The organism is Streptomyces sp. NPDC104106 (assembly GCF_055584345.1).
On sequence record NZ_JBVJMF010000019.1, the window covers coordinates 139,016 to 163,630 of the forward strand.

Genomic DNA, 24,615 nt, shown 5'->3' on the forward strand with positions numbered 1-24,615 from the left:
CCCCGGTCCGGTCGCAGCCGAGCCGCAAGGTCCCGGCCGTGCCTGGTCAGCCGGGGCCGGCCGCGCCGGATCCGCCGGCTCCCTCCCCGTCCGGTCCGCCGACCCACTCGCTCAGCTCTTCTCGCAGCGACCGCTGGAACGTCGTCAACAGCGCCTGCACCACCAACGGGTGCATGTGCGCCGACAGGGACTTCACGTCCCGGGCGGCCCGCTCGGACACCTCGTCGCGGAAGAGCTGGGACAACTCGTGGGCCGCGGCGCGCGAGTGCTCGATGAGCACCGTGCGCGCCGCGAGGATCGCCTCCTGCGACAGCGGTACGTCGAGCAACTCCACGCCGAGCCGGAGCAGCCCGGTGTCGACACGGAAGGTGCCGTCCCCGGCCTCCCGGACCACGCTCATCGCCGCCAGCCGCGCCACGTCCTCGGCGGACAGCGCCCGCCCGGCCCGCCGCTCCAGCTCCCGCCGCGACACCGCCTCCACCGCGTCCGGCGCCCAGGACGCCACCACCGCCCGGTGGATGGCGAGGTCGTGCGGGCTGAGCCCCGGCGGCAGCTGCCGCACGTACCGTTCGATCGCCGCCAGCGTCATGCCCTGCTGCTGCAACTCCTCGATCAGGGCGAGCCGCGCCACGTGTCCGGCGCCGTACCGGCCCACCCGGCGCGGACCGATCTCCGGCGGCGGGAGCAGCCCCTTGCTGCCGTAGAACCTCACGGTGCGCACCGTGACGCCCGCGCGGGCGGCCAGTTCGTCGATCGTGAGAGTCTGCTCCCCGGGCTCGGACGTCGCGTCGGTCGTCATGTGCAGCAGTATCGCTGTCTCACCGATCGTGTGAAACCTGTCGTGAACGTCGGGTGATCATCGAATGGATCGTGTGAGAAGTAACGCTCTGTGACGTGGGCCACCGACTACCGCCGGATCTTTCTGGGAAGCTGCTGCCTTGGTCTGTGCCGCAACTCGACAGGGTGGTGCGGGCCGACCCCTGCACGACCCCCGGGCTCACGAGGTCCGGGCGCACCAGGAAGTGGAACCACCCGTGAGCAACGACGCCGTGGACTCGGCCCAGGCCGTATCCCCCGCCCAGACGGCCGCGACGCCCGCGGACGCGGGCGACGCCGGTTACAGCAAGGACCTCAAGGCCCGCCACATCAACATGATCGCCATCGGCGGCGCCATCGGCACCGGCCTCCTCCTCGGAGCCGGCGGCCGACTGCACAACGCCGGTCCGGCGCTCGCCCTGGCCTACCTGGTCTGCGGCGTCTTCGCCTTCTTCGTCGTGCGTGCGCTGGGCGAGCTGGTCCTGTACCGGCCGTCCTCCGGCTCCTTCGTGAGCTACGCGCGCGAGTTCCTCGGCGAGAAGGGCGCCTACGTCGCCGGCTGGATGTACTTCCTGAACTGGTCGACCACCGGTATCGCAGACATCACCGCGATCGCGCTCTACACGCACTACTGGAGCTTCTTCACCTCGATCCCGCAGTGGGTCCTCGCGCTGATCGCCCTCGCGGTGGTCCTCGCCGTGAACCTGATCTCGGTGAAGATCTTCGGCGAGATGGAGTTCTGGTTCGCGATCATCAAGGTCGCCACCATCGTCGGCTTCATGCTGATCAGCATTTTCCTGCTCGCCACCCAGCACAAGGTCGACGGCCACACCCCCGGCCTGAGCGTGATCAACGACCACGGCGGCATCTTCCCGCACGGCCTGATGCCGGTCGTCCTGATCATGCAGGGCGTGATCTTCGCGTACGCCGCGCTGGAACTGGTGGGTGTGGCGGCCGGTGAGACCGCCGAGCCGGAGAAGGTAGTCCCGCGCGCGGTGAACTCGATCATGTGGCGCGTCGGCCTGTTCTACGTCGGCTCGGTCGTCCTGCTCGCGCTGCTGCTGCCCGGTTCGGTGTACTCCGCCGACGAGAGCCCGTTCGTGACCGTCCTGTCCAAGATCGGCGTCCCGGCGGCCGGTGACGTGATGAACCTCGTCGTGCTGACCGCCGCCATGTCCTCGCTCAACTCCGGCCTGTACTCCACCGGCCGCATCCTGCGCTCGATGGCCATGGCGGGCTCGGCGCCCAAGTTCACCGCCAGGATGAGCCGCAGCCAGGTGCCCTACGGCGGCATCCTGCTGACCTGCGCCGTCTGCGTGCTCGGCGTCGGCCTGAACTACCTCGTGCCCAGCCAGGCCTTCGAGATCGTGCTGAACGTGGCCTCCCTCGGCATCATCAGCACCTGGGTGATCATCATGGTCTGCCACATGATCTTCGTCCGCCGCGCCCGCGCGGGCCTCGTGACCCGGCCGCACTTCCAGCTGAAGTTCAGCCCCGGCACCGAGATCGCCACGATCGCCTTCCTGCTGGTGTGCCTCGGCATGATGTGGAACGACCCGGGCGTCGGCCGCAAGACCATCCTGCTCATCCCGGTGATCGCCGTGATGCTGGTCGCCGGCTGGTTCGGGGTGCGCCGCAGGGTGGCCGCGACCGCCGCCAAGGAGCCGGAGCAGCTGGCGAAGTAGCAGTTCAGAGCCACTGTCAGTGGCATCGCCTACGGTTGGCGTCATGTCGGGGATCACATACATCCGGGGTGACGCCACCGTTTTGTCGGTCAGGGGCGTCAAGGTGATCGCCCATGTCTGCAACGACATCGGCGGCTGGGGCAAGGGCTTCGTCCTGGCGCTCTCCCGCCGCTGGCCGGAGCCGGAGCGCGCGTACCGCGCCTGGCACCGCGACCGCGCCCGCAACGACTTCGGGCTCGGCGCGGTCCAGCTGGTCCGCGTCGAGCCGTACGTCTGGGTCGCGAACATGATCGGCCAGCGCGGGACCAGGACCGGCAGCAAGGGCGTCCCCGTCCGCTACGAGGCGATCGACACCGCCCTCACCCGCCTCGCCGACGAAGTGGTCGAACGCCGCGCGTCCGTGCACATGCCCCGCATAGGCTGCGGCCTGGCGGGCGGCACATGGTCCCGCATAGAGCCGCTCATCACCGAGCGGCTGGTGCGACGCGGCATCACGGTGACGGTGTACGACCACGGGGAGGGCGGGGGATGACCACACGGACCGGCGAGGCACAGGCGGCACGGCCCGAGGCCACCCGCACCGATGCGCCGGACACCGGTAGGACGGACGTCCTGGTGCTGGGCGGAGCCGGCGTGGACACCATCGTCCACGTCCCCGAGCTGCCCCTGCCCTACGCCGACAGCTACATGATCGACTCCGGGATCCGCACCCGGGCCGGGCAGACCGGCGACTTCGTCGCGGTCGGTCTCGCCGCCCTCGGCCTGCGCACCCACCACCTCGACCTGCTCGGCGACGAGCCCGAGGGCGACCTCGTGCGCGCCCTGCACCGCGAGCACGGCATCGCACTCACCGCGCTGCCGCAGCCCGCCGGGACCAAGCGCGCGGTCAACCTCGTCGGCCCCGACGGCCGCCGGCTCTCCCTGTACGACACCAGCCGCGCCCGCCCCGGCGACCGCTTCCCGGAGCGGACGCTGCGCGCGCTCGCCGAGACCAGCAGGCACGTCCACGTGACCCTCACCCAGCCCTGCGCCCAGGCGCTGCCGGTGCTGGCCGCGACGGGCGTGCCGCTCTCCACGGACCTGCACGACTGGGACGGCGAGAACCCGTACCACGAGCCGTTCGCGTACACGGCCGATGTCGTCTTCCTGTCCGCGGCCGCCCTGACCGACCCCGAGCGGACCCTGCGGCGCATCGCCGAGCGGGGCCGCGCCCGCACCGCGGTCGCCACCGCGGGCGCCGAGGGCGCGTATCTGCTGGCCGACGGCGAGCTGACCCGGGTGCCCGCCGAGACCCCGCCCGCCCCGGTGGTCGACTCCAACGGCGCGGGCGACGCCTTCGCCGCCGCCTTCCTCTACGGCCGCCTCACCGGCGAGCCGCCCGAGGTCTGCGCGCGCTACGGCACCCTCGCCGGAGCGTACGCCTGCACGGTCCCGGCCTCCCGCACGGACGCGATCGACCGGGACCAGCTGCTTCAGCGGGCGGCCCGGGCGAGACCCTAGACCCGCCCGGGTCAGTGCTCGCGCGTGGCGTGGACGTCGTTCGTCGCCTCGATCTTCTTCCACGACTTCGGCTGCGTCACCGCCGTCCCCGCCTTCGCCAGCGACGCGGCGCGGGCCGCGGACACGGCCGGCTTCGACGGCTGGAACAGCCAGGTGTCGAAGAACGCGGCGAGCGGTTTGCCGGACACCTGCTCGGCGTACCGCTGGAAGTCGGCCACCGAGGCGTTGCCGTACGCGTGCTCCTTCGGCCAGCCCTTCAGGATGGCGAAGAACGCGTCGTCGCCGACCTCCTTGCGCAGCGCCTGGATGGCGAGCGCGCCCCGGTCGTAGACGGCGTCGTCGAACTGGTGGTCAGGTCCCGGGTCACCGGGCTCGACCGTCCAGAACGGGTCGTCGGCGGGGTGCGAGGCGTACACGTAGTCGGCGAGCTGCTGCGTGGTGCCCTCGCCCTCGTGCTCGGACCACAGCCACTGCGCGTATGTCGCGAAGCCCTCGTTGAGCCAGATGTCCTTCCAGCGCTTGAGCGACACGTCGTCGCCGTACCACTGGTGCGCCAGCTCGTGCACGACCACCGACGTGTTGGCGCCCTTCGCGAACTGCTTGGGGCTGTAGTACACCCGGGTCTGGGTCTCCAGGGCGTAGCCGGTGGTGGTGTTCGGGACGTACCCGCCGGCCGTGCTGAACGGATACGGCCCGAAGTAGCCGCTCAGCCAGTCGACGATCTCGCCGGTGCGCTCCACGCTCGCCCGCGCGGCACCGTCGTTGTCGCCGAGGTCCTTGCTGTAGGCGTTGACGACCGGCACCCCACCGTCGGAGGTGCTCGTCGTGATGTCGAACTTGCCGATGGCGAGCGTGGTCAGATAGGTCGCCTGCGGCTTGTCCTGCCGCCAGCTGTAGCGGGTCCAGCCCAGCTTCGAACTGGTCGACTGCAGCGTGCCGTTGGAGATGGCCTGGGTGCCGTCCGGCACGGCCACGGACACGTCGTAGGTGGCCTTGTCGCTCGGGTGGTCGTTGCTCGGGAACCACCACCAGGCGGCCTCGGGCTCGTCGGCGGCCACCGCGCCGTCGGGCGTGCGGTGCCAGGTGTCGAAGCCGTAGGCGCTCTTCGTCGACGGCACCCCGCTGTAGCGGACCACGACCGTGATCGGCGTGCCCTTGGCCAGCGGTGCCTTCGGTGTGACGACCAGTTCGTGCTGCTGGGAGTGCGCGAACGCGGCCTTGGCGCCGTTGACCCGCACCTCGCTGACGTCCAGCAGGAAGTCCAGGTCGAAGCTGGACAGGTCCTGCGTGGTCTTCGCCAGGATCGTCGCCGTGCCCTGCAACTCGTCCGTCTTCGGCTGGTACTGAAGCCTCAGGTCGTAGTGCGAGACGTCGTAGCCGCCGTTGCCGTAGTACGGGTAGTAGGGGTCGCCGATGCCCGGCGCGCCGGGGGTGTAGCTCGCGGCCGATGCCGGGATCGCCAGCAGGAGGGAGGCCGCCGCCAGTGCGCCCGGCGCGATGATTCTGCGGTGCACGTCAGCTCCAAGTCGTCGGGATTGCAAGTCCGTTCGGAGGATCTGTTCGGTCGATCCTTCCGTCGATCTTTCCGTCGATCTGTTCGGAGCCTATTCATTCCCTGTGACCCCTGGCCTGTCCATGGCACCGGCTGTCACACGATCGCCATTCAGCCGTCACGCGTCACCCGGAGTGCCGGAGAGCCCTCTTCAGCACGGGAGTTGACCGGAGTACCGTCCCGCGCATGCCGAAACGCACGCGCCGCACGATCTGGAGACCGCTCGTGACGGCGGTCGCCGTCATCCTGACGGCCGCCTTCCTCACCCCGGCCGCCGCACAGGCCGCCGGCCGCCAGGCCCCGCCCGTCCCGCACAGCCGGGCCACGCAGGCGAGCCGTTCGGTCCGCGAGAGCCGGCCCGTCTACTCCTACGCCCACGCCATCCGCGAGTCCGTCTGGGTGGACACCGGCCTCGACGGTGACGGCGACGGCAAGCCCGACCGGGTCGCCGCCGACATCGTCCGGCCCTCCGAACCCGCCCGCCAGGGCCGCAAGGTGCCCGTCATCATGGACGCGAGTCCCTACTTCTCCTGCTGCGGACGCGGCAACGAGAGCCAGGTCAAGACGTACGACGCCAAGGGCCGCCCGGTCCAGATGCCGCTGTTCTACGACAACTACTTCGTGCCCCGCGGCTATGCCGTCATCGGCGTCGACCTCGCCGGCACCAACCGCTCCGACGGCTGCGTCGACGTCGGCGGCCGATCCGACATCCAGTCCGCCAAGGCCGTCGTCGACTGGCTGAACGGCCGCGCCACCGCCTACACCAGCCGCACCGGGACGAAGACCGTCGAAGCGACCTGGACCGACGGCCGCACCGGCATGATCGGCAAGAGCTGGGACGCCACGATCGCCAACGGGGTTGCCGCCACCGGCGTCAAGGGCCTGAAGACCATCGTCCCGATCAGCGGGATCTCCTCCTGGTACGACTACTACTTCGCGCAGGGCGCCCCGCTCTACGACGGCGGCCCCGCCGACCTGGCCGGCGACGTCGAGAGCGACGCGGCCCGGGCCCACTGCGCGGCCGTCCAGCGGAAACTGGCCGACGGCAGCCCGCGCAGCGGCGACTGGACGCCGCTGTGGACCGAGCGGGACTACGTCAAGGACGCGGCCAAGGTGCGCGCCAGCGTCTTCCTGGTGCACGGCGTGCAGGACCTCAACGTTCGCACCAAGCACCTCGGCCAGTGGTGGGACGCCCTCGCCGCGCACGGTGTCGAGCGCAAGATCTGGCTCTCCCAGACCGGGCACGTCGACCCCTTCGACTACCGGCGCGGCGTCTGGGTGGACACCCTGCACCGCTGGTTCGACCACGAACTCCTCGGCTACGCCAACGGCATCGACCGCGCGCCGATGGCCGACATCGAGCGTCACCCCGACCAGTGGGTGACCTCCTCCGTCTGGCCCCCGCGCACCACCCGGGCCACCGTCCTGCACCCGGCCCCCGGTGCCGGTCCCGGCGTCGGCACGCTCGGCCTGCGCCCGGCCGACGGCACCGAGACCGTCACCGACGACCCGAAACTCAGCGAGACCGACTGGGCCGCCCACCTCACCACGCCGACCCCCGAGAAGGCGGGCTTCGTCACCGCACCGCTCACCCACGACCTGAGGCTGTCGGGCTCGTCGCGAGTGACGGTCACCGTGACCCCGACGACGACCTCAGCCCATCTGTCAGCGGTCCTGGTCGACGTCGGCCCGGACACCATCCGCGACTACGCCGACGCCGCCGAGGGCATCACCACGCTGCCGAACCGCACCTGCTGGGGCGAGAGCACGGCCGGTGACAGCGCCTGCTTCAAGGAGACGAAGGCGAAGACCGTCGAGGTCGGCGACACGGTGTTCAGCCGCGGCTGGGCCGACCTCGGCCACCACGCCTCCCTCGGCAAGGGCGGCCCGCTCACCCCGGGCAGGCCCTACACGATGACCCTGGACCTCGCGGCCACCGACCACGTCGTCCCGGCGGGGCACCGCCTGGCCCTGATCGTCGCAGGCACCGACAAGAACCTCATCGATCCTCCGTCCACCCGTCCGACGCTCATGTTGGACCTCTCCCGTACGACGGCGTCCCTTCCGCTGGACGGCGGCGCACAGGCGTTCGCCCGCGCCACGTCCGGCTCCACGGCCCCGGCCCCCGCGCCGGTGTCCCTGGACGGCGTCCGCGCACCGCGCGGGGGGCGGCCCGCCCCGCGGTAGGCGCAGGGGCCCGCGCCGCGCGGCCGCCGTTCCCCGCGCCCCGGGGAACGGCGGCGCCGTTCGGCCGGAGGTGGCGGGCCGACCCCGATCAGCGCCCCGCGGCCCCGCCCGAGCGACCGGCGCACAGCGCGTGCGACCGGTGCACAACCCCAGCGACCGGCGCACAGCGCGTGCGACCGGCGGACCGCACGGGTGAGCGCCGTGCCTCGCGAGAGACCGTCCCGCCGCTTCGCGGCGTCTCAGGCGGCCGGAAACGCGAGCCCGGCCGCCTCGCGGGCACATCCCCACGCCACCGTCACCCCGGCCCCGCCGTGCCCGTAGTTGTGCACCAGCACGCGGCCGTCCGGCAGGAGCTGCCGTTCCAGCCGTACCGCGCTCCGGGCAGGGCGCAGGCCCACCCGGTGGTCCAGCACCCGGGCCCCCGCGATCTCCGGCCGGACGGCCGCGCACCGGGCGACGATCGCCTCGGCAACGGCCGGCTCGGGGGCCAGGGACCAGTCGTCCTCCTCCGCCGTGCCGCCCAGCAGCAGGCCGTACGGCTGCGGGATGAAGTACACCGAGGCGGAGGAGTGATCGACCGAGGTGAACCAGGTCGTGATCCCGGGGTTCGCCACGACGACCAGTTGTCCGCGCACCGGGCGCACCCGGGGGTCCGGCACGAGCGAACGGGCCCCCAGGCCCGTGCAGTTGACCACGACAGGGGCGGGTACGGCCGTCAGGTCGGTCACCGCCCGGATCTCCACCCGCCCGCCCGCCGTCACCAACCGCTCCCGCAGCCAGGCCAGATACGCCGGCATGTCGATCACCGGCAGCCGGGCCGCCAGGCCGCCCGTCGTCTGCCTGAGCCCCGGCACCCGGCCTGCCCAGTCGCCCAGTTCGTCCAGCCTGGTCCCGCCATGTACGCCGTCGACCAGGCGTACGCCCGTCTCCCGCGGCCGCCTGGCCTGCTCCTCGTACACGGCGAGCGACTGAAGCGCCCAGGCGCCTACCAGCCGCTCGGGTTCGATGCGGTACGGCCACCACAGGCCACCGGCGACCGCCGAGGTCGTACGCTCGGCGGGCTCCCGTGCCCACACCCGCACCCGGCGCCCGGACTCGGCCAGCAGCACGGCCGTCGTCAGCCCGGCGACCCCGCCTCCGACCACGATCACTTCGTCATTCGGCTCGCTGTCCACGCCAGGACGATAGGTCCTCGCCGGACGACCATGTCATGCCGCGCTCAGACGGCGCCGCTGTGGGGATACTCACAGCATGTCTGCCGCATACGCGACCTTCGGCCTGGCACCGGCGACGCGCGCCGGCGGTGTCCTCGCCGACGGCGGCCACCAGGTCCACCGCGACTTCGTGGACTTCGTCGTGGACGGCCGTCCGCTGCTGTTCCGGCTGTCCGACGCGGAGGCGGTGTCCGACCTGGACGCGGTCTCCCCGCTCGCGTCGGACGTGCCGCCCGCCATCTTCACCGCGCAGGTGCGCGCGCTGCTGCTGGAGGCCGAACCGCCGCTACCGGACGGCCGGTTCGTCCTCTACGGCTGCCCCGAGTGCGAGGACCTCGCCTGCGGAGCGGTCACCGCCGTCATCCAGCGCGACGGCGAGGACTACGTCTGGCGGGACTTCGCCTGGCAGACGGACGAGCGCGCCGACCTGGAGCGCAACGGCTACCCAGGCATGGGGCCGTTCCGGTTCCGCGGGTCCGAGTACCGTGCGGCCCTCACCTCCCTGAGCGACGGCACGCCCCGCCGCCGGGTCCTGCTGATCGGCCCCCGGGTCGCCGTCCTCGCCCGGCTGGCCGCCGCGCTGCGCACCATCGGCATCGGCGCCGACATCACCCAGGACGCCCGCGAGGTCCCGGCCGAGGAGCTGCGCGGCTACGGCGCGGTCGCCTTCGGCCCGTCCGTCGGCGCGGCGGAACGCGCAGCCGTCCTCGCGTCGTTCGAGCACGTCGGGGTGGCGGTCGCGGCGGTGACCGGCCTCGCCCCGATCGTGCCGTTGCTCGTCGCCCAGATCGAGCAGGCCCTCGACCGGGGCCCGCTCGCGCGCCGCCCGCTGACCGCTCTGACCGCGGCCGGCACCGCCGCGGACGTCGAGGTCGGGGTGCCCTGCCGGGTGCGCATCACCACGTACCGCCGGGACCGGCTGCACCGCACCCGCGCCCATGAGGTGTTCGACGGCGTCCTGGAACCCGGCCGGCACCGGATCCCCCTGGATCCGCGCCCGGTCAAGGGAGCGGCCTACGTCGTCGCCCGCACGGCGTCGACCGTGCTCACGGCACCGGTGACCGGCGGGAACCGGGGGTAGACGGCGGTGCGGCGCCTACGGGACGGGCTGGAGGGGCGAGTCTCCCAAGGCAGTCCGTCCGAGCGGCAGCCGCGGAGTCCGTCGGAGGCGGCGCCGGAGGCGAGCGCGGGCTCGCCGGAGTCAGAGCCGGGGGCGGGTGCCGGCGGCGCCGGAAAGGGGGCTGAGAGGCGGGCGGCGGGCGCATTAGGATCGGCGTCCTGATGACTGCCACCCTCGTCGCCAAGAACCTCGCCGCCGGGCACGGCGACCGCTCCCTCTTCTCCGGGCTCGACCTCGTCGTCGCGCCCGGCGACGTGATCGGGCTGGTCGGTGCCAACGGCGCGGGAAAGTCCACGCTGCTGAAGCTGCTCGCCGGCCTCACCGTGCCCGAACAGGGCGAGCTGCGGCTGTCCCCGCCCACCGCGACCGTCGGCCATCTGCCGCAGGAGCCGGAGCGCAGGCCGGGGGAGACCGTCCGGGAGTTCCTGGCCCGCCGCACCGGCGTCGCCGAGGCGCAGCGCGTGATGGACGAGGCCACGCAGGCCCTGGTCGACGGCGCGCCCGGCGCGGACGACGCCTACGCGGTGAGCCTGGAGCGCTGGCTGAACCTGGGCGGCGCCGACCTGGACGAGCGCGCCGAGGAGGTCGCCGACTCGCTCGGCCTCGCCGTGGACCTGGACCAGCCGATGACCGCCCTCTCCGGCGGCCAGGCGGCCCGCGCCGGCCTCGCCTCGCTCCTGCTGTCCCGCTACGACGTCTTCCTGCTCGACGAGCCCACCAACGACCTCGACCTGGACGGCCTGGACCGGCTGGAGCGGTTCGTCACCGGCCTGCGCGCCGGGACGGTCGTCGTCAGCCACGACCGCGAGTTCCTCACCCGCACGGTCACCAAGGTCCTCGAACTCGACCCCGCCCAGCGGCAGGTCAACCTCTACGGCGGCGGCTACGAGGGCTATCTGGAGGAGCGCGAGGTGGCCCGCCGGCACGCCCGCGAGGACTACGAGGAGTACGCCGACAAGCGCGCGGCCCTCCAGGACCGGGCGCAGACACAGCGGGCCTGGATGGACAAGGGCGTCAAGAACGCCCGGCGCAAGGCCGGCAACGACAACGACAAGATCGGCCGCAAGTTCCGCAGCGAGGCCAGCGAGAAGCAGGCCGCCAAGGCACGGCAGACGCAGCGCATGATCGAGCGGCTGGAGGTGGTCGAGGAGCCGCGCAAGGAGTGGGAGCTGCGCATGGAGATCGCCTCCGCCCCGCGCTCCGGCGCCGTCGTGGCGACCCTGCGGGACGCCGAGGTCCGGCGCGGCGGCTTCACCTTCGGCCCGGTGTCCCTGCAGATCGACTGGGCGGACCGGGTCGCGATCACCGGGGCCAACGGCGCGGGCAAGTCCACCCTGCTCGGCGCGCTGCTCGGCCGCGTACCGCTCGACGCGGGCCACGCCGGCCTCGGCTCCGGCGTCCTGGTCGGCGAGGTCGACCAGGCCCGGGGGCTGTTCCACGGCCCCGAGACCCTGCTCGACGCCTTCTGCGCGGCCGTCCCGGACACCGAGCCGGTCGACGTGCGTACTTTGCTCGCCAAGTTCGGCCTGAAGTCCGAGCATGTGCTGCGCCCGGCCGCGACCCTCTCCCCGGGCGAACGCACCCGCGCCGCCCTCGCCCTGCTCCAGGGCCGGGGCGTCAACCTGCTGGTCCTCGACGAGCCGACGAACCACCTCGACCTGCCCGCCATCGAGCAGCTGGAGTCGGCCCTCGACTCCTACACCGGCACACTCCTGCTGGTCACCCACGACCGCCGCATGCTGGACGCGGTCCGGGTGAGCCGGCGACTGGAGGTGGCGGACGGCAAGGTGACCGAGCGGTAGCGCCGCGCGGCTCACGAGGAGCGCGCCGCCGCCTCCTTCGCCGCCCGCTCGACCCGGTCCCGGTGCCCGGGGTCGTACGGCGCGACGTTGCGGCCGTCCGGCCGCTGACCGGTCGACCCGTCGATCAACTCCCGTACGACGTCGGCGTGTCCGGCGTGCCGCTGGGTCTCGGCGATCATGTGGGTGAGGACCCGGTGCAAGGTGGTCTCCCGTGCCGCGCCCGGTATACGCCCGACCGCGCCCAGGGGGAGGGCCGCGATGGTCTCGTCGGAGCGCGCCCACGCCGCCCGGTACCCCGCGACGACGTCCTCGCGCCTCTCGTCGGCCCGGGCCCACAGGTCGGAATCGGGCTCCGCGTCGCCGGTGATCCACAGTGGCGTCCCGGCGAAGGGCCGGCCGAACGTCGCGCCGAAGTACAGGGCCTCGGCACCGGTCAGGTGCTTCACCAGGCCCAGCAGATTCGTGCCGGTGGGGGTCAGCGGGCGGCGCACGTCGTACTCCGCCAGCCCGTCGAGCTTCCAGAGCAGGACGTCACGCGCGTCCTGCAGATAGACGCGCAGGTCTTCCTTGGGATCGGTCATGCGGTCAGTCTGCCGACGCGACGATCTTGGGACCACGGGAGTTCGGGGCGGCCGGGACGTGCGACGCGACAGGCGCGACCGTCTCCGGCACGGCGGGCGGGACGGCCGGCGCACCGCGGCCGGCGACGGACAGGTGCGATGTGTCCGCCGCCGGCAGGGCGGCGCGGAGCCGTACGCCACGGCCCCGTCCCCCGCCCCGGCCGGTCAGCGCTTCTTCGGGTCGAGCAGGCCCGCCCGGCGCAGCGCGTCGGCCATCGCGCTGTTCGCCGGGGCCGGGGCCTGCCGCCCGCCCCGGTCGCCGCCGCGTCCCTGCCGCTGTCCCTGGCCGCCCTGCCGCTGGCCCTGACCCTGGCCGCCCTGCCGCTGCTGGGGCGGCCGGCCACCGCTGCGCTGCTGGCGTCCGCCGCCGCCCTGGCCCTGCGGGGCGGCCTCGTCGTCCAGGCGCAGGGTCAGCCCGATCCGCTTGCGCGGGATGTCCACGTCCAGGACCTTCACCTTGACGATGTCACCGGGCTTCACGACGTCACGCGGGTCCTTGACGAAGGTCTTCGACATGGCGGAGACATGCACCAGCCCGTCCTGGTGGACGCCGATGTCCACGAACGCGCCGAAGGCTGCCACGTTCGTCACCACACCCTCCAGGATCATCCCGGCGGACAGGTCGGAGATCTTCTCCACGCCCTCCTTGAAGGCGGCCGTCCTGAAGGCGGGACGCGGGTCGCGCCCGGGCTTCTCCAGCTCCTTGAGGATGTCGGTGACCGTCGGCAGACCGAAGGTGTCGTCCACGAAGTCGGCGGGCCGCAGCGAGCGCAGCACACCCGTGTTGCCGATGAGCGAGGCCACCTCCTGGCCGCTGGTCTTCACCATGCGGCGCACCACCGGGTACGCCTCGGGGTGCACGCTGGAGGCGTCCAGCGGGTCGGCGCCGCCGCGGATGCGCAGGAAGCCCGCGCACTGCTCGTACGCCTTGGGGCCGAGCCGCGCCACCTTCTTCAGCTCGGCGCGCGACCGGAACGGCCCATGGGCGTCGCGGTGCGCCACGATGTTCTCGGCGAGGCCGGAGGAGATGCCCGACACCCGCGAGAGGAGCGGGACGGACGCGGTGTTGACGTCCACCCCGACGCCGTTCACACAGTCCTCGACGACCGCGTCCAGCGAGCGCGACAGCTTCACCTCGGACAGGTCGTGCTGGTACTGGCCGACGCCGATGGACTTCGGGTCGATCTTCACCAGCTCGGCCAGCGGGTCCTGCAGCCGGCGGGCGATGGAGACCGCGCCGCGCAGCGACACGTCCATGTCGGGAAACTCCCGCGAGGCGTACTGCGACGCCGAGTACACCGACGCGCCCGCCTCGGACACCATCACCTTGGTGAGCCCCAACTCCGGGTGCTTCGCGATCAGTTCACCGGCGAGCTTGTCGGTCTCGCGGGACGCCGTGCCGTTGCCGATCGCGACCAGCTCGACCGCGTGCTCCTCGGCGAGCCGGGCCAGCTTGGCGAGGGCCTCGTCCCACTTGTTGGCCGGGACGTGCGGGTAGATCACGTCCGTGGCGACGGCCTTGCCGGTCCCGTCGACCACGGCGACCTTCACACCCGTGCGGAAACCGGGGTCCAGGCCCAGGGTCGCGCGCGTACCGGCCGGGGCGGCCAGCAGCAGGTCGCGCAGGTTCGCCGCGAACACGTTCACCGCCTCGTCCTCGGCGGCCGTGCGCAGCCTGAGCCGCAGGTCGATGCCGAGGTGGACGAGGATGCGGGTGCGCCAGGCCCAGCGGACCGTGTCCGTCAGCCACTTGTCGGCGGGGCGGCCCCGGTCGGCGATGCCGAACCTCGACGCGACGATCCCCTCGTACGAGGACGGGCCCTCCGTCGGCTCCTCCGGCTCCAGTACGAGGTCGAGGACCTCCTCCTTCTCGCCGCGCAGCATCGCCAGGATCCGGTGCGAGGGAAGCTCGGTGAACGGCTCGGCGAAGTCGAAGTAGTCGGCGAACTTGGCGCCCGCCTCCTCCTTGCCCTCGCGCACCTTCGCGGCGAGGCGTCCGCGCACCCACATCCGCTCGCGCAGCTCGCCGATCAGGTCGGCGTCCTCCGAGAACCGCTCGGTGAGGATCGCCCGCGCGCCCTCCAGCGCGGCCTGCGCATCGGCGACGCCCTTGCCGGCGTCCACGAACGCGGCGGCAGCGGCCGGCGGTTCCACGGTCGGGTCGCCGAGCAGCCCCTCGGCCAGCGGCTCCAGGCCGGCCTCGCGCGCGATCTGCGCCTTGGTGCGCCGCTTGGGCTTGTACGGCAGGTAGATGTCCTCCAGGCGCGCCTTGGTCTCGGCGCCGCGGATCCGGGCCTGCAGCTCGTCGGTGAGCTTGCCCTGCTCGCGCACCGACTCCAGGATCGCGGCCCGCCGCTCCTCCAGCTCCCGCAGATAGCGCAGCCGCTCCTCGATCGTGCGCAGCTGCGCGTCGTCGAGCATCTCGGTCGCTTCCTTGCGGTAGCGGGCGATGAAGGGCACCGTCGAACCGCCGTCGAGCAGCTCCACCGCGGCCTTCACCTGCCGCTCCCGTACGCCGAGTTCCTCGGCGATCCTGCCTTCGATGGACCCTACTTCGATGGACCCGGGTGTCGTCACGATCCCGTACCGCCTTCTCCACTGAGGTTGCGCGGCAATTGTGGCAGGTGGCACCGACAACCGGTGCTCAGGGCGCCCCACCGGCGGGCCGCCGGTCACCGTGCCGGGCCCGATGCATGGCAGGAAAGGTGGGAAACACGTCATTGCGGCCATGCGCCGGGCGCCGAAGAATCGAGGCATGCCGCAGCGCACGCTCCTCTTCGTCCTCTTCGACGGCGTCCAGAGTCTCGATGTCACCGGCCCGCTGGAGGTGTTCGCCGGCGCCGAACAGCGCAGGCCGGGGACGTACCGCATCCGCACGGCCTCGCTGGACGGCGGGCCGGTGCGCACCTCCGGCGGGCTGGGTCTCGTCCCCGACGAGGCGCTCACCGACGCCCCCGATCCGCACACCCTGCTGGTCCCCGGCGGCCAGGGCACCCGCGCCCCCGACCCCCGGCTGATCGACTGGCTGCGCGCGCACGGCCCGCGCGCCCGGCGCCTGGTGTCGGTGTGCACCGGCGCGATCCTGCTCGCCGCCGCCGGGCTGCTCGACGGCCGCCGGGCGACGACCCACTGGGCCTACTGCGACAAGCTCGCCCGGGACCATCCGGCCGTCACGGTCGACCCGGAGCCGATCTACGTCCGGGACGCAGAGGTCGCCACCTCGGCCGGGGTGACGTCGGGTATCGACCTCGCCCTGGCCCTGGTCGAGGAGGACCTGGACCGGGACATGGCGCTCACCATCGCCCGGCACCTGGTGGTGTTCCTGCGCCGGCCCGGCAACCAGGCGCAGTTCAGCGCCCAGCTGGCGGCCCAGACCGCCCAGCGCGAGCCGCTGCGGGAGGTCCAGCGCTGGATCACGGAGCACCCGGCCGGCGACCTGACCGTCGAGTCGCTCGCCGCCCGGGCCCGGCTGTCCCCGCGCCACTTCGCCCGCGCCTTCCGCGAGGAGACCGGGATGACCCCCGGCCGCTATGTCGACCGGGTACGCCTCGAACACGCCCGCCGCCTGCTGGAGGACACCGCCGACGGCATCGAGGCGGTCGCCCGCGCCAGCGGCTACGGCACTCCCGAGGCCATGCGCCGGGCCTTCCTGCGCGCCCTGGACACGCCCCCCGCGGAATACCGCAGACGCTTCCACCCGGCCCTGTCCGGCTGACCGCGGCTCGGCCGCCCGTCCCACGCGCGCGCCGGACCGCAAGATGCGTGGCGAGGCCGCTGTGCCTGTCCGCCGTCGCGCCCCCCGCACTCTGTGCGCACCCCTCGCCCGCACCCACGCAAGGAGCCCCCGTGCACATCGCGCTCGTCGTCTACGACCGCTTCACCGCCCTGGACGTCGTCGGCCCCTACGAGATCCTCAGCTGGCTCCCGGACGCGCACCTCACCTTCGTCGCCGAGCGCGCCGGTGCCGTCCGTACGGACACCGGGTTCCTCGCCGTCACCGCCGACCGGGCGCTGGCGGAGGTGCCGAGCCCCGACCTCGTGGTGGTCGCCGGCGGTCCCGGCACCATGGCCCAGCTGGAGAACCCGGCCCTGCTGGACTGGCTGCGCGCGGCCGACGCGGCGAGTACCTGGACGACCTCGGTCTGCTCGGGCTCGCTGCTGCTCGCCGCCGCGGGACTGCTGCGCGGACGGCGCGCGACCAGCCACTGGGCCGCCCTGGAACTGCTGGAGAGGTTCGGCGCCCAGCCGACGGGCGAGCGGGTGGTGGCCGACGGCAAGTACGTCACCGCCGCCGGGGTCTCCGCCGGCATCGACATGGCGCTCACCCTGACCGGACGGATCGCGGGCGACGAACACGCCCAGGCCGTCCAGCTGTTGACGGAGTACGACCCGCAGCCGCCGTACGACGCCGGTTCCCCGGACAAGGCGCCCGCGCATCTCGTCGCGGAGTTCCGCGCGGGCCGCCGGTTCAGCCTGACGTAGGCACGCTCCGCGGCTCGCCCACGCTCCAGGTGAAGCGCGGCTGCCGGCGCTCCAGGAAGGCGGTGACCCCCTCGACGGTGTCGGGGTTGCCGCGCGCCTGCTCGGCCCAGTGGGCGTCCCGGTCCGTCCGGCCCCCGCTGAACTCCTTCGCGGCGGCCTGCGTGAGCTGCGAGCGGGAGACCAGGATCCGGGTCAGCTCGCCCACTCGCTTGTCCAGTTCGCCGTCCGGCAGCATCTCGTCCACGAACCCGGTGCGCAGCGCCCTCGCGGCATCGATCAACTCGGCCGTGAACAGCAGGTACTTGGCGGTGGCCGGACCGACGAGCGAGACCAGCCGGCGCGTGGAGGAGGCCGGATACACGATGCCGAGCCGGGCCGGCGTCACCCCGAACAGCGCGCCCTCCTCCGCCAGCCGCAGATCACAGGCCGCCGCGAGCTGCGCCCCGCCGCCCACGCAGTGCCCGCGCACTGCGGCGACGGTCGGCTTGGGAAACGCCGCGAGGGCTTCCTCGGCCGCCACCGCGAGCCCCTGCGCCCGCTCCGGCGAGCCCTGGAGCGTGCTGATGTCCGCGCCCGCGCAGAAGGTCCCGCCCGCCCCGGTCAGCACCAGCGCCCGCACCCCCGGATCGTGCGCGAGGGCGTCCAGCAGCGGTGGCAGCGCCCGCCACATCGCGGCGGTCATGGCGTTGCGCTTGGCCGGGTTGCGGATGACGACGGTGGCGACAGCGCCTTCGACGCGGTGCGACAGCTCGGGCTCCATGGCCGCGATGCTATGCGCACCCCCAGGCGTTACCGAACCCGCCCTGAGGGAAAAACCATGAAAGACCTGAACGAAAAGGGCCTTCCTGGGAGGCTGTGATGGCCAGAGCCGGCAAGCGGAAAGACAGCGCCACATCACTGCGCCGCGGCTTCGGTCTGCTCGCGGTGCTCGGGATGATCCTCGTCCTCGCCGGGCTCGTGGGACTCGTCTACACCGCGGTCGCCACGCTGACCTCGATGCTGCTGTTCGGCTGGCTGCTGCTGTTCGGCGGGATCGTCGGCCTGCTGCACGCGACCCAGTCCCGCGGCACCAGCTTCTTCTGGCTGGGGGTCATCGTTGCCGCCCTGTACATCGCGGCCGGAGTCGTCGTGATCCGCCTGCCCCACGCCGCGGCCGCCGCCCTCACCATGTTCGCCGCGCTGCTGTTCCTCACCGGCGGGATCTTCCGGCTGGCCGGCGGGCTGGTCGTGCGCGGACCGCAGCTGGGCTGGACGCTGCTGCTCGGCGCCTTCGACCTGCTGCTCGGGGTCCTGGTCCTCGCCTCCTGGCCGAGCAGCAGCCAGTACGTGATCGGCACCTTCTTCTCGCTCGCCCTGCTCTTCGACGGCCTCGGTCTCGTGGCCACCGGCTACGGCGGGCGCCGTGTCGTGGGGCTCGTCTCGGGCGACGGCGGGCGCGAACCCGTACAACCCGAATAGTTCGCGAAGCGGCGTACGGCAGGCAGGAAACAGTCCCACACGTGACCGTGTCATACGCACTCGGTCACAAACCGCTCGATACACGCTGACTTGTGTTCAGGTATCCGGGCCGGAGCGGATCGTTACCAACACTCGACGTGTGGTGACAATCGAGCGTGAGGGTGGCGACCGGACGATGGACAACCACGGGCGCGGGGACGACCCGAGCCCAGCGGGGGGCGCCGAGCGGCCGCCCGATCCACTGCCGTACGAGGGCGTCTGGCGGTTCACCGCTCCGGCCGTGGACGCCTCCGTCCCGCAGGCCCGGCACGCGGTGCGGGACCTGCTGCTGCGCCAGGGCGTACCGGTCTCCGACGAACTGGAGTACGGCCTGCTGCTGATCGTCTCAGAGCTGGTCACCAACGCGGTCCGGCACGCGGCGGTGCTGTCGCCGGTGCTCGCCGTGGAGGTCGCCGTCGGCGCCGAGTGGGTGCGGGTGTCCGTGGAGGACAACCACCCCTACCGGCCGACCGCGCTGGAAGCCGACCACGGCCAGACCGGGGGCCGGGGGCTGCTGCTGGTCAGCGAGGTGGCCCGGGAGGCGGGCGGCACGGTCGACGTGGAGCACACGGCGAGCGGCGGCAAGGTGATCTGGGCCGCCCTGCCGCTCAAGCCCGCGCCTTAGGCCCTGTCGTCACATTTCCGGCGGCCGTGCGGCGTCTGGCACGCACATCTGCGGCGGCGTCGTCAGTCGCCGACTCTCCCACGCTCGGCTTCTCCCCCTAGGCGGGGGACCTCCATCGCGTCGAGTCCCTCCTCCGCCTTGCGGCCGCACGCACCAGACGCCGCGCGGCCCCCCTCCAGGTGGACGGCGGGGATGTGACGACAGGCCCGGCCCGGAGGCCGAACGGTGCGCCGAATGCCACGTCGGGTGGCGCGACGTCCGGTACGGCGGCTCACCAGCCGGCCGACGCTCCGGTCAGCTCCCTGACCGCCGGGCGCGCGGCGTCCAGCACGGTCATGAACCAGGCCGAGAACGGGTCGCGGGCGTGCCGCTCCGCCAGTTCGGCCGCCGTCACGAAGGCGGCCTCGGCGACCTCCTCCGGGTCGGGCGCGAGCGGCGCCTGCACCAGGCCGACGAACAGGTGGTTGAACTCCTGCTCGACCAGGCCCGACTTCGGGTCCGGGTGGTTGTAGCGGACCGTGCCGGCCTCCGCGAGCAGCGAGGGGGACACCCCCAGCTCCTCGAAGGTGCGCCGGGCCGCCGCCGCGAACGGCGCCTCACCGGGGTACGGGTGGCCGCAGCAGGTGTTGGACCACACACCGGGGGAGTGGTACTTGCCGAGCGCGCGCTGCTGCAGGAGCAGCCGGCCCTGCTCGTCGAAGAGGAACACCGAGAACGCGCGGTGCAGCTGCCCCGGTGGCTGGTGGGCGGCGAGCTTCTCCGCCGTGCCGATCGTCACACCCTTCTCGTCGACCAGTTCCAGCAAAATCTGCTCTGCGGTGCCCGTCGACGAGCTGTGCGTCGCGGTGGCAGGTGTGATCGGCATACCCATCCTTCGCCTCGTTCTTCGCACCCCAAGTCTGCCGTACGAATCCGGCACTCCCGGCACTTCCCCGCACGTCGCGCGCGGCGCCGTACCGGGACGGGGACCCGGTAGATCATCGTGCCCGGAGGTCGCCGCCCGGAACCGCCCGCAGGGGGCGAACACCCGTGCCAGGCGTCAGTGGCACAGCCGTGCCTCGTGCTCCGCGTGCCCGCCCGGCTCCAGCTGGAAGGTGCAGTGCTCCACGTCGAAGTGGTCGCCGAGGCAGCCCTGCAGCTCGTGCAGCATCTTCTCGTGGCCGATGGCGTTCAGCGCCTCCGAACTGACGACCACGTGCGCCGACAGCACCGGCATGCCCGAGGTGATCGTCCAGGCGTGCAGGTCGTGGACGTCCTCCACGCCGTCCAGCGCCAGGATGTGCGCCCGTACCTCGGCCATGTCCACGTTCTTCGGGGCCGCCTCCAGCAGCACGTCCAGCGTCTCGCGCAGCAGCTTCAGCGTCCTCGGAACGATCATCACGCCGATGACCAGCGAGGCGACCGGGTCGGCGCCCTGCCAGCCGGTGGTGAGGATGACCACCGCCGAGACCAGCACCGCGAACGAGCCGAGCGCGTCGGCGGCGACCTCCAGGAAGGCACCGCGCACGTTCAGGCTCTCCTTCTGCCCGCGCATCAGCAGGGTCAGTGAGACGGAGTTCGCCACCAGGCCGATCAGACCGAACACGACCATCAGCCCGCCGCGCGTCCCGGCCGGCGTGACGAACCGCTGGGCCGCCTCGTACAGGACGTAGCCGCCGACGCCGAGCAGCAGCAGACAGTTGGCCAGGGCGGCGAGGATCTCGGCGCGGGCGTAACCGAAGGTGCGGTTGGTGCTCGCCGGCCGGTTCGCGAAGTGGATCGCGAGCAGCGCCATGGCGAGGCCCACCGCGTCGGTCGCCATGTGCGCCGCGTCCGCGATCAGCGCGAGCGAGTCCGCGGCCAGGCCGCCGACGATCTCGACGACCATGATCGTGAGTGTGATGCCCAGCGCGATCCGCAGCCGTCCGCGGTACGCGGCCGCGGCCGTACCCGTGGGCGGCGCGTGGCTGTGCGCGTGCCCGTGATCGTGCCCTGCCCCCATGGAGAAACCACCCTTCCGCTCACTGCGAGATCCGTCCGGCAGGCCCAGTGAACTACGGGTGGGGGGTATGGGGCAACGCGGTACTGAACACCGTTGTCATGTGCCCTGACCTGCGGAAACGTTCCGCAGGTCAGCGTGCCGAGCAGGGCCGAGCGGAAGACCGTGGGCCCAGCCGCCCAGCCGTGGGCTCAGTCGCCGGGAGGGGCGGGGTTTCCGGCGCCGTGGTGCAGTTGCCAGCCCTGCCAGGCGGAGGAGACCATCTCGCGGACCCCGCGCCCGGCCCGCCAGCCCAGCTCGCGGGCGGCACGCTCGGCGGAGGCGACCGCGCGCGGCGCGTCCCCGGGCCGGCGGGCCTCGATCACCGGCGCCCGGCGGTCCCCGGTCACCTCCCCGATGACGGTGATCAGCTCGCGCACCGAGACACCCTCGCCGCGCCCGATGTTCAGCGTCAGGTCGCCGGCCGGCCCCTCCTCGGCGAGCCGCCGCGCCGCCGCGAGGTGCGCCTCGGCCAGATCGGCCACATGGATGTAGTCCCGCACACAGGTGCCGTCCGGCGTCGGATAGTCGTCGCCGAAGATCCGCGGGGCCTCGTCGCGGGTGAGCCGGTCGAAGACCATGGGCACGATGTTGAACACACCCGTGTCCGCCAGCTCCGGCGCCGCCGCGCCCGCCACGTTGAAGTAGCGCAGACACACCGTGGAGATGCCGTACGCCTGTCCCGCCGCCCGCACCAGCCACTCCCCGGCGAGCTTGGTCTCGCCATAGGGGTTCACCGGGGCGCAGGGGGTGTCCTCGCTGATCAGGTCCGTGTCCGGGTTGCCGTACACGGCCGCCGACGACGAGAACAGCAGCCGCCGGATCCCGGCCTCGGCGACCGCGTCCAGCAGCGTGGCGAGGCCGCCCACGTTCTCCCGGTAGTAGCGGGTCGGCTCGGCCACCGACTCCGCGACCTGCTTGCGGGCCGCGAGATGGACGACGCCCGTGACGCCGTACCGCGCGAAGACCCGCTTCAGCCGCTCCCCGTCCAGCGTCGAGCCCTCGACGAGCGGGACGTCGGCGGGCAGCCGCGTAGGCACCGCCGCCGACAGGTCGTCCAGGGCTACGACGCTCTCCCCGGCGCCCCTCATGGCCCGTGCCACATGGGCCCCGATGTATCCGGCTCCGCCGGTGATCAACCACGTCATGGTCGCCCACCCTAAGTCGCCCACCCCGGGCGGACCGCCCGATCCGGGCGGAAGCGACGGCAGGCCAGCCGTGCCGGTGCGGCCCGGGCGCGGACGCCGTGGGCTTGTCCCGGTTGCCCGGGTCTGCGCCGACGGGTTTGTGGGGCGGGCCTCGGATCCCTGATGATGATCGCGGCAAAGGCCGGGACAGTCGCCGTGGGCCGGGCCGTGAACGGTCGGTGAACGCGGGCCCGGAGCCGTCCGATAGCCTCTGCCGACACCCGGGTGCCCAGGCAGGCGCCCCATCCACGCAAGCGATCGGCGCCCGCGCCGGCACCCAGGGAGTGAGTTCGGTTGTCGACCGCCATCGTCACCGGTCAGCCGGTCCCCGGATCGTCACTGGAGAACGATCTGCGGTCCCTCGGATTCGACGTCCGGGTGGCGGCGGACGCCGCGGTGGCCGAGACCCTCCTCGCCGGCGTTCCGTCCGGCGAGCGCGTGGCCCTGGTCGACGCCCGCTTCGTCGGCCACACCCACGCGCTGCGGCTCGGCCTGACCGACCCCCGCTTCCCGCTGTGCGCCGTCCCCGGCGCCGTCACCGCCCAGCCGGCCGCCCGGCAGGCGCTGACCCGGGCCCTCGCCCGTGAGACCTCCGCGGTCGGTGGCGGCGGCACCGCGGTCGACGTCGGCACTCTCGCCGACCGCGTCGTCACCGTTCTCGACGCCGACGGCGGCGAGGTGCACCGGCCGGAACTGGGCAGTCTGGTCGCCGCCGTCCCTGCCGACCCGCAGGCTCGCAACGAGGTCCGGCAGGCCGTCGCCGCCGTGGACGACGAGGCCGTGCGCCTGAAGTCGGCCGTGAAGTCCCGCGACGGCTTCTTCACCACCTTCTTCATCAGCCCCTACTCGCGCTACGTGGCCCGCTGGTGCGCCCGCCGGGGCCTTACCCCGAACCAGGTCACCACGGCCTCGCTGCTCACCGCTCTGATCGCCGCGGGCTGCGCGGCCACCGGCACGCGCGCGGGGTTCGTCGCGGCCGGTGTGCTGCTGATCGCGTCCTTCGTGCTGGACTGCACCGACGGCCAGCTCGCCCGCTACGCCCTGAAGTACTCCACGCTCGGCGCCTGGCTGGACGCCACCTTCGACCGGGCCAAGGAGTACGCCTACTACGCGGGCCTGGCGCTCGGCGCGGCCCGGGGCGGCGACGACGTGTGGGCGCTCGCCCTTGGTGCGATGGTCCTGCAGACCTGCCGGCACGTGGTCGACTTCTCCTTCAACGAGGCCAACCACGACGCCACGGCCAACACGAGCCCCACCGCCGCCCTCTCCGACCGCCTCGACACCGTCGGCTGGACGGTGTGGGTGCGGCGGATGATCGTCCTGCCGATCGGGGAACGCTGGGCGATGATCGCGATCCTCACCGCGGCCACCACCCCCCGCATCACCTTCTACGCCCTGCTCGTCGGCTGCGCCCTCGCCGCCACGTACACCACCGCGGGCCGAGGCTTGCGCTCCCTGGCCCGCAGGGCACGGCGTACCGACCGGGCCGCCCGGGCGCTCGCCGACCTCGCCGACTGCGGGCCGCTCACCGAGGCCGTGCGGCGGGTGGCCGGGCGGGACCTGCCGGGCCTCGCCGTACCCGCCGCCGCCTTCCTGGGCGGCGCCGCGGTCGTCGCCTGCGCCGCACTCACCGGCTTCGGCTCGGTGCTGCCGGTGGTCGGTGCCCTTCTCTACGTCCTGACCTCGGCCCTCGCCGTCGCCCGCCCCCTCAAGGGCGCCCTCGACTGGCTGGTCCCGCCCTTCTTCCGGGCCGCCGAGTACGGCACCGTGCTCGCCCTGGCGGGCAAAGCCGGAGTAAACGGATCCCTTCCTGCGGCTTTCGGACTGGTGGCCGCAGTCGCCTACCATCACTACGACACGGTGTACCGCATCCGCGGCAACGCCGGAGCACCCCCGGCCTGGCTGACGCGCGTCATCGGGGGGCACGAGGGGCGGACGCTGCTCGTCGCCGTCCTGGCCGCGGTGCTCACCGCCTCGCAGTTCACGCTCGCGCTCACGGTCCTCGCCGTGGCCGTGGCGCTCGTGGTGCTCGCCGAGAGCATCCGCTTCTGGGTGTCCGCAGGGGCGCCCGCCGTACACGACGAAGGAGAACCCGCATGATCGGCCTCGTGCTGGCGGCCGGCGCCGGACGGCGTCTGCGCCCCTACACCGACACCCTGCCCAAGGCGCTGGTGCCGGTGGGGCCCGAAGGCGCGGAGGACTCGATCACGGTGCTCGACCTCACCCTCGGCAACTTCGCCGAGATCGGGCTGACCGAGGTCGCGGTGATCGTCGGCTACCGCAAGGAGGCCGTGTACGAGCGCAAGGCGGC

At 72.8% G+C, this 24,615-nt stretch carries 21 protein-coding genes; 12 read left to right on the forward strand and 9 right to left on the reverse strand.

Going from position 1 to position 24,615, the window contains the following annotated elements:
* Positions 1 to 46: 46 nt before the first annotated feature.
* A complete protein-coding gene (locus ACZ60X_RS34465; RefSeq protein WP_469607089.1) occupies positions 47 to 799 on the reverse strand; it encodes a MerR family transcriptional regulator in 753 nt (250 codons plus the stop codon).
* A 235-nt stretch (positions 800 to 1,034) separates the two neighbouring features.
* Between ACZ60X_RS34465 and ACZ60X_RS34470 the strand changes: the two genes are divergently transcribed.
* The 3 genes from ACZ60X_RS34470 to ACZ60X_RS34480 are packed head-to-tail and all read left to right on the forward strand — an operon-like array spanning position 1,035 to position 4,001.
* Complete coding sequence (locus ACZ60X_RS34470) at positions 1,035 to 2,501, forward strand: amino acid permease (protein ID WP_469607092.1); 1,467 nt, start codon at positions 1,035 to 1,037, stop codon at positions 2,499 to 2,501.
* Between the two features lie 43 nt (positions 2,502 to 2,544).
* A complete protein-coding gene (locus ACZ60X_RS34475; protein ID WP_469607095.1) occupies positions 2,545 to 3,033 on the forward strand; it encodes a macro domain-containing protein in 489 nt (162 codons plus the stop codon).
* The gene (locus ACZ60X_RS34480; RefSeq protein ID WP_469607098.1) at positions 3,030 to 4,001 is read left to right on the forward strand and encodes an adenosine kinase; all 972 of its coding nucleotides are present in this window, start codon (positions 3,030 to 3,032) and stop codon (positions 3,999 to 4,001) included. The genes ACZ60X_RS34475 and ACZ60X_RS34480 overlap by 4 nt, the downstream gene beginning before the upstream one ends.
* Before the next feature lie 11 nt (positions 4,002 to 4,012).
* Here ACZ60X_RS34480 and ACZ60X_RS34485 read toward each other — a convergent pair whose 3' ends face one another.
* Positions 4,013 to 5,515, reverse strand: a complete 1,503-nt coding sequence (locus ACZ60X_RS34485) for a M1 family metallopeptidase (RefSeq protein WP_469607100.1) — start codon at positions 5,513 to 5,515, stop codon at positions 4,013 to 4,015.
* Between the two features lie 224 nt (positions 5,516 to 5,739).
* On the opposite strand from ACZ60X_RS34485, the gene ACZ60X_RS34490 reads away from it, so the two are divergent.
* Positions 5,740 to 7,740 (forward strand): Xaa-Pro dipeptidyl-peptidase, encoded by a 2,001-nt coding sequence (locus ACZ60X_RS34490; RefSeq protein ID WP_469607103.1) that lies wholly within the window; start codon positions 5,740 to 5,742, stop codon positions 7,738 to 7,740.
* A 239-nt stretch (positions 7,741 to 7,979) separates the two neighbouring features.
* On the opposite strand, the gene ACZ60X_RS34495 is transcribed toward ACZ60X_RS34490, so the two are convergent.
* Entirely contained in the window at positions 7,980 to 8,891 is a 912-nt protein-coding gene (locus ACZ60X_RS34495) for an FAD-dependent oxidoreductase (protein ID WP_469607152.1), read from the reverse strand.
* Positions 8,892 to 8,991: 100 nt separating this feature from the next.
* On the opposite strand from ACZ60X_RS34495, the gene ACZ60X_RS34500 reads away from it, so the two are divergent.
* Both ACZ60X_RS34500 and ACZ60X_RS34505 read left to right on the forward strand, forming a co-directional pair.
* Positions 8,992 to 10,035, forward strand: coding sequence for an oxidoreductase (locus tag ACZ60X_RS34500; RefSeq protein ID WP_469607106.1), 1,044 nt, complete (start codon positions 8,992 to 8,994; stop codon positions 10,033 to 10,035).
* A gap of 200 nt (positions 10,036 to 10,235) precedes the next feature.
* Positions 10,236 to 11,876, forward strand: a complete 1,641-nt coding sequence (locus ACZ60X_RS34505) for an ABC-F family ATP-binding cassette domain-containing protein (RefSeq protein WP_469607109.1) — start codon at positions 10,236 to 10,238, stop codon at positions 11,874 to 11,876.
* An 11-nt stretch (positions 11,877 to 11,887) separates the two neighbouring features.
* Here the strand turns inward: ACZ60X_RS34505 and ACZ60X_RS34510 are convergent, their stop codons facing one another.
* A complete protein-coding gene (locus ACZ60X_RS34510; RefSeq protein WP_469607111.1) occupies positions 11,888 to 12,457 on the reverse strand; it encodes a DinB family protein in 570 nt (189 codons plus the stop codon).
* Between the two features lie 204 nt (positions 12,458 to 12,661).
* Complete coding sequence (locus tag ACZ60X_RS34515) at positions 12,662 to 15,073, reverse strand: Tex family protein (protein WP_469607114.1); 2,412 nt, start codon at positions 15,071 to 15,073, stop codon at positions 12,662 to 12,664.
* A gap of 178 nt (positions 15,074 to 15,251) precedes the next feature.
* Between ACZ60X_RS34515 and ACZ60X_RS34520 the strand changes: the two genes are divergently transcribed.
* On the forward strand, positions 15,252 to 16,211 hold the full coding sequence (locus ACZ60X_RS34520) for a GlxA family transcriptional regulator (RefSeq protein WP_469607117.1): 960 nt from the start codon (positions 15,252 to 15,254) through the stop codon (positions 16,209 to 16,211).
* Positions 16,212 to 16,342: 131 nt separating this feature from the next.
* Complete coding sequence (locus tag ACZ60X_RS34525) at positions 16,343 to 16,978, forward strand: DJ-1/PfpI family protein (protein ID WP_469607118.1); 636 nt, start codon at positions 16,343 to 16,345, stop codon at positions 16,976 to 16,978.
* Here ACZ60X_RS34525 and ACZ60X_RS34530 read toward each other — a convergent pair.
* Positions 16,965 to 17,738, reverse strand: coding sequence for an enoyl-CoA hydratase/isomerase family protein (locus ACZ60X_RS34530; protein WP_469607119.1), 774 nt, complete (start codon positions 17,736 to 17,738; stop codon positions 16,965 to 16,967). The two genes, ACZ60X_RS34525 and ACZ60X_RS34530, sit on opposite strands and share 14 nt — an antisense overlap.
* 98 nt (positions 17,739 to 17,836) lie before the next feature.
* On the opposite strand from ACZ60X_RS34530, the gene ACZ60X_RS34535 reads away from it, so the two are divergent.
* Both ACZ60X_RS34535 and ACZ60X_RS34540 read left to right on the forward strand, forming a co-directional pair.
* Positions 17,837 to 18,436, forward strand: coding sequence for an HdeD family acid-resistance protein (locus tag ACZ60X_RS34535; protein ID WP_469607122.1), 600 nt, complete (start codon positions 17,837 to 17,839; stop codon positions 18,434 to 18,436).
* A gap of 175 nt (positions 18,437 to 18,611) precedes the next feature.
* Positions 18,612 to 19,100: an ATP-binding protein gene (locus tag ACZ60X_RS34540; protein WP_469607154.1), complete on the forward strand. Its 489-nt coding sequence runs from the start codon at positions 18,612 to 18,614 to the stop codon at positions 19,098 to 19,100.
* Between the two features lie 271 nt (positions 19,101 to 19,371).
* Here the strand turns inward: ACZ60X_RS34540 and idi are convergent, their stop codons facing one another.
* From idi to galE, 3 genes are all read right to left on the reverse strand, one after another.
* Entirely contained in the window at positions 19,372 to 19,965 is a 594-nt protein-coding gene (gene idi / locus ACZ60X_RS34545) for an isopentenyl-diphosphate Delta-isomerase (RefSeq protein ID WP_469607124.1), read from the reverse strand.
* Positions 19,966 to 20,139: 174 nt separating this feature from the next.
* Positions 20,140 to 21,081, reverse strand: a complete 942-nt coding sequence (locus ACZ60X_RS34550; RefSeq protein WP_469607127.1) for a cation diffusion facilitator family transporter — start codon at positions 21,079 to 21,081, stop codon at positions 20,140 to 20,142.
* A gap of 188 nt (positions 21,082 to 21,269) precedes the next feature.
* Positions 21,270 to 22,265: a UDP-glucose 4-epimerase GalE gene (gene galE / locus ACZ60X_RS34555; RefSeq protein ID WP_469607129.1), complete on the reverse strand. Its 996-nt coding sequence runs from the start codon at positions 22,263 to 22,265 to the stop codon at positions 21,270 to 21,272.
* Positions 22,266 to 22,598: 333 nt separating this feature from the next.
* Here galE and ACZ60X_RS34560 point away from each other — a divergent pair, with 333 nt between their 5' ends.
* Positions 22,599 to 24,404, forward strand: coding sequence for a DUF5941 domain-containing protein (locus tag ACZ60X_RS34560; RefSeq protein ID WP_469607131.1), 1,806 nt, complete (start codon positions 22,599 to 22,601; stop codon positions 24,402 to 24,404).
* A partial coding sequence (locus ACZ60X_RS34565) for a sugar phosphate nucleotidyltransferase (RefSeq protein WP_469607134.1) occupies positions 24,401 to 24,615 on the forward strand: 215 nt, incomplete at its 3' end. The genes ACZ60X_RS34560 and ACZ60X_RS34565, both read left to right, overlap by 4 nt.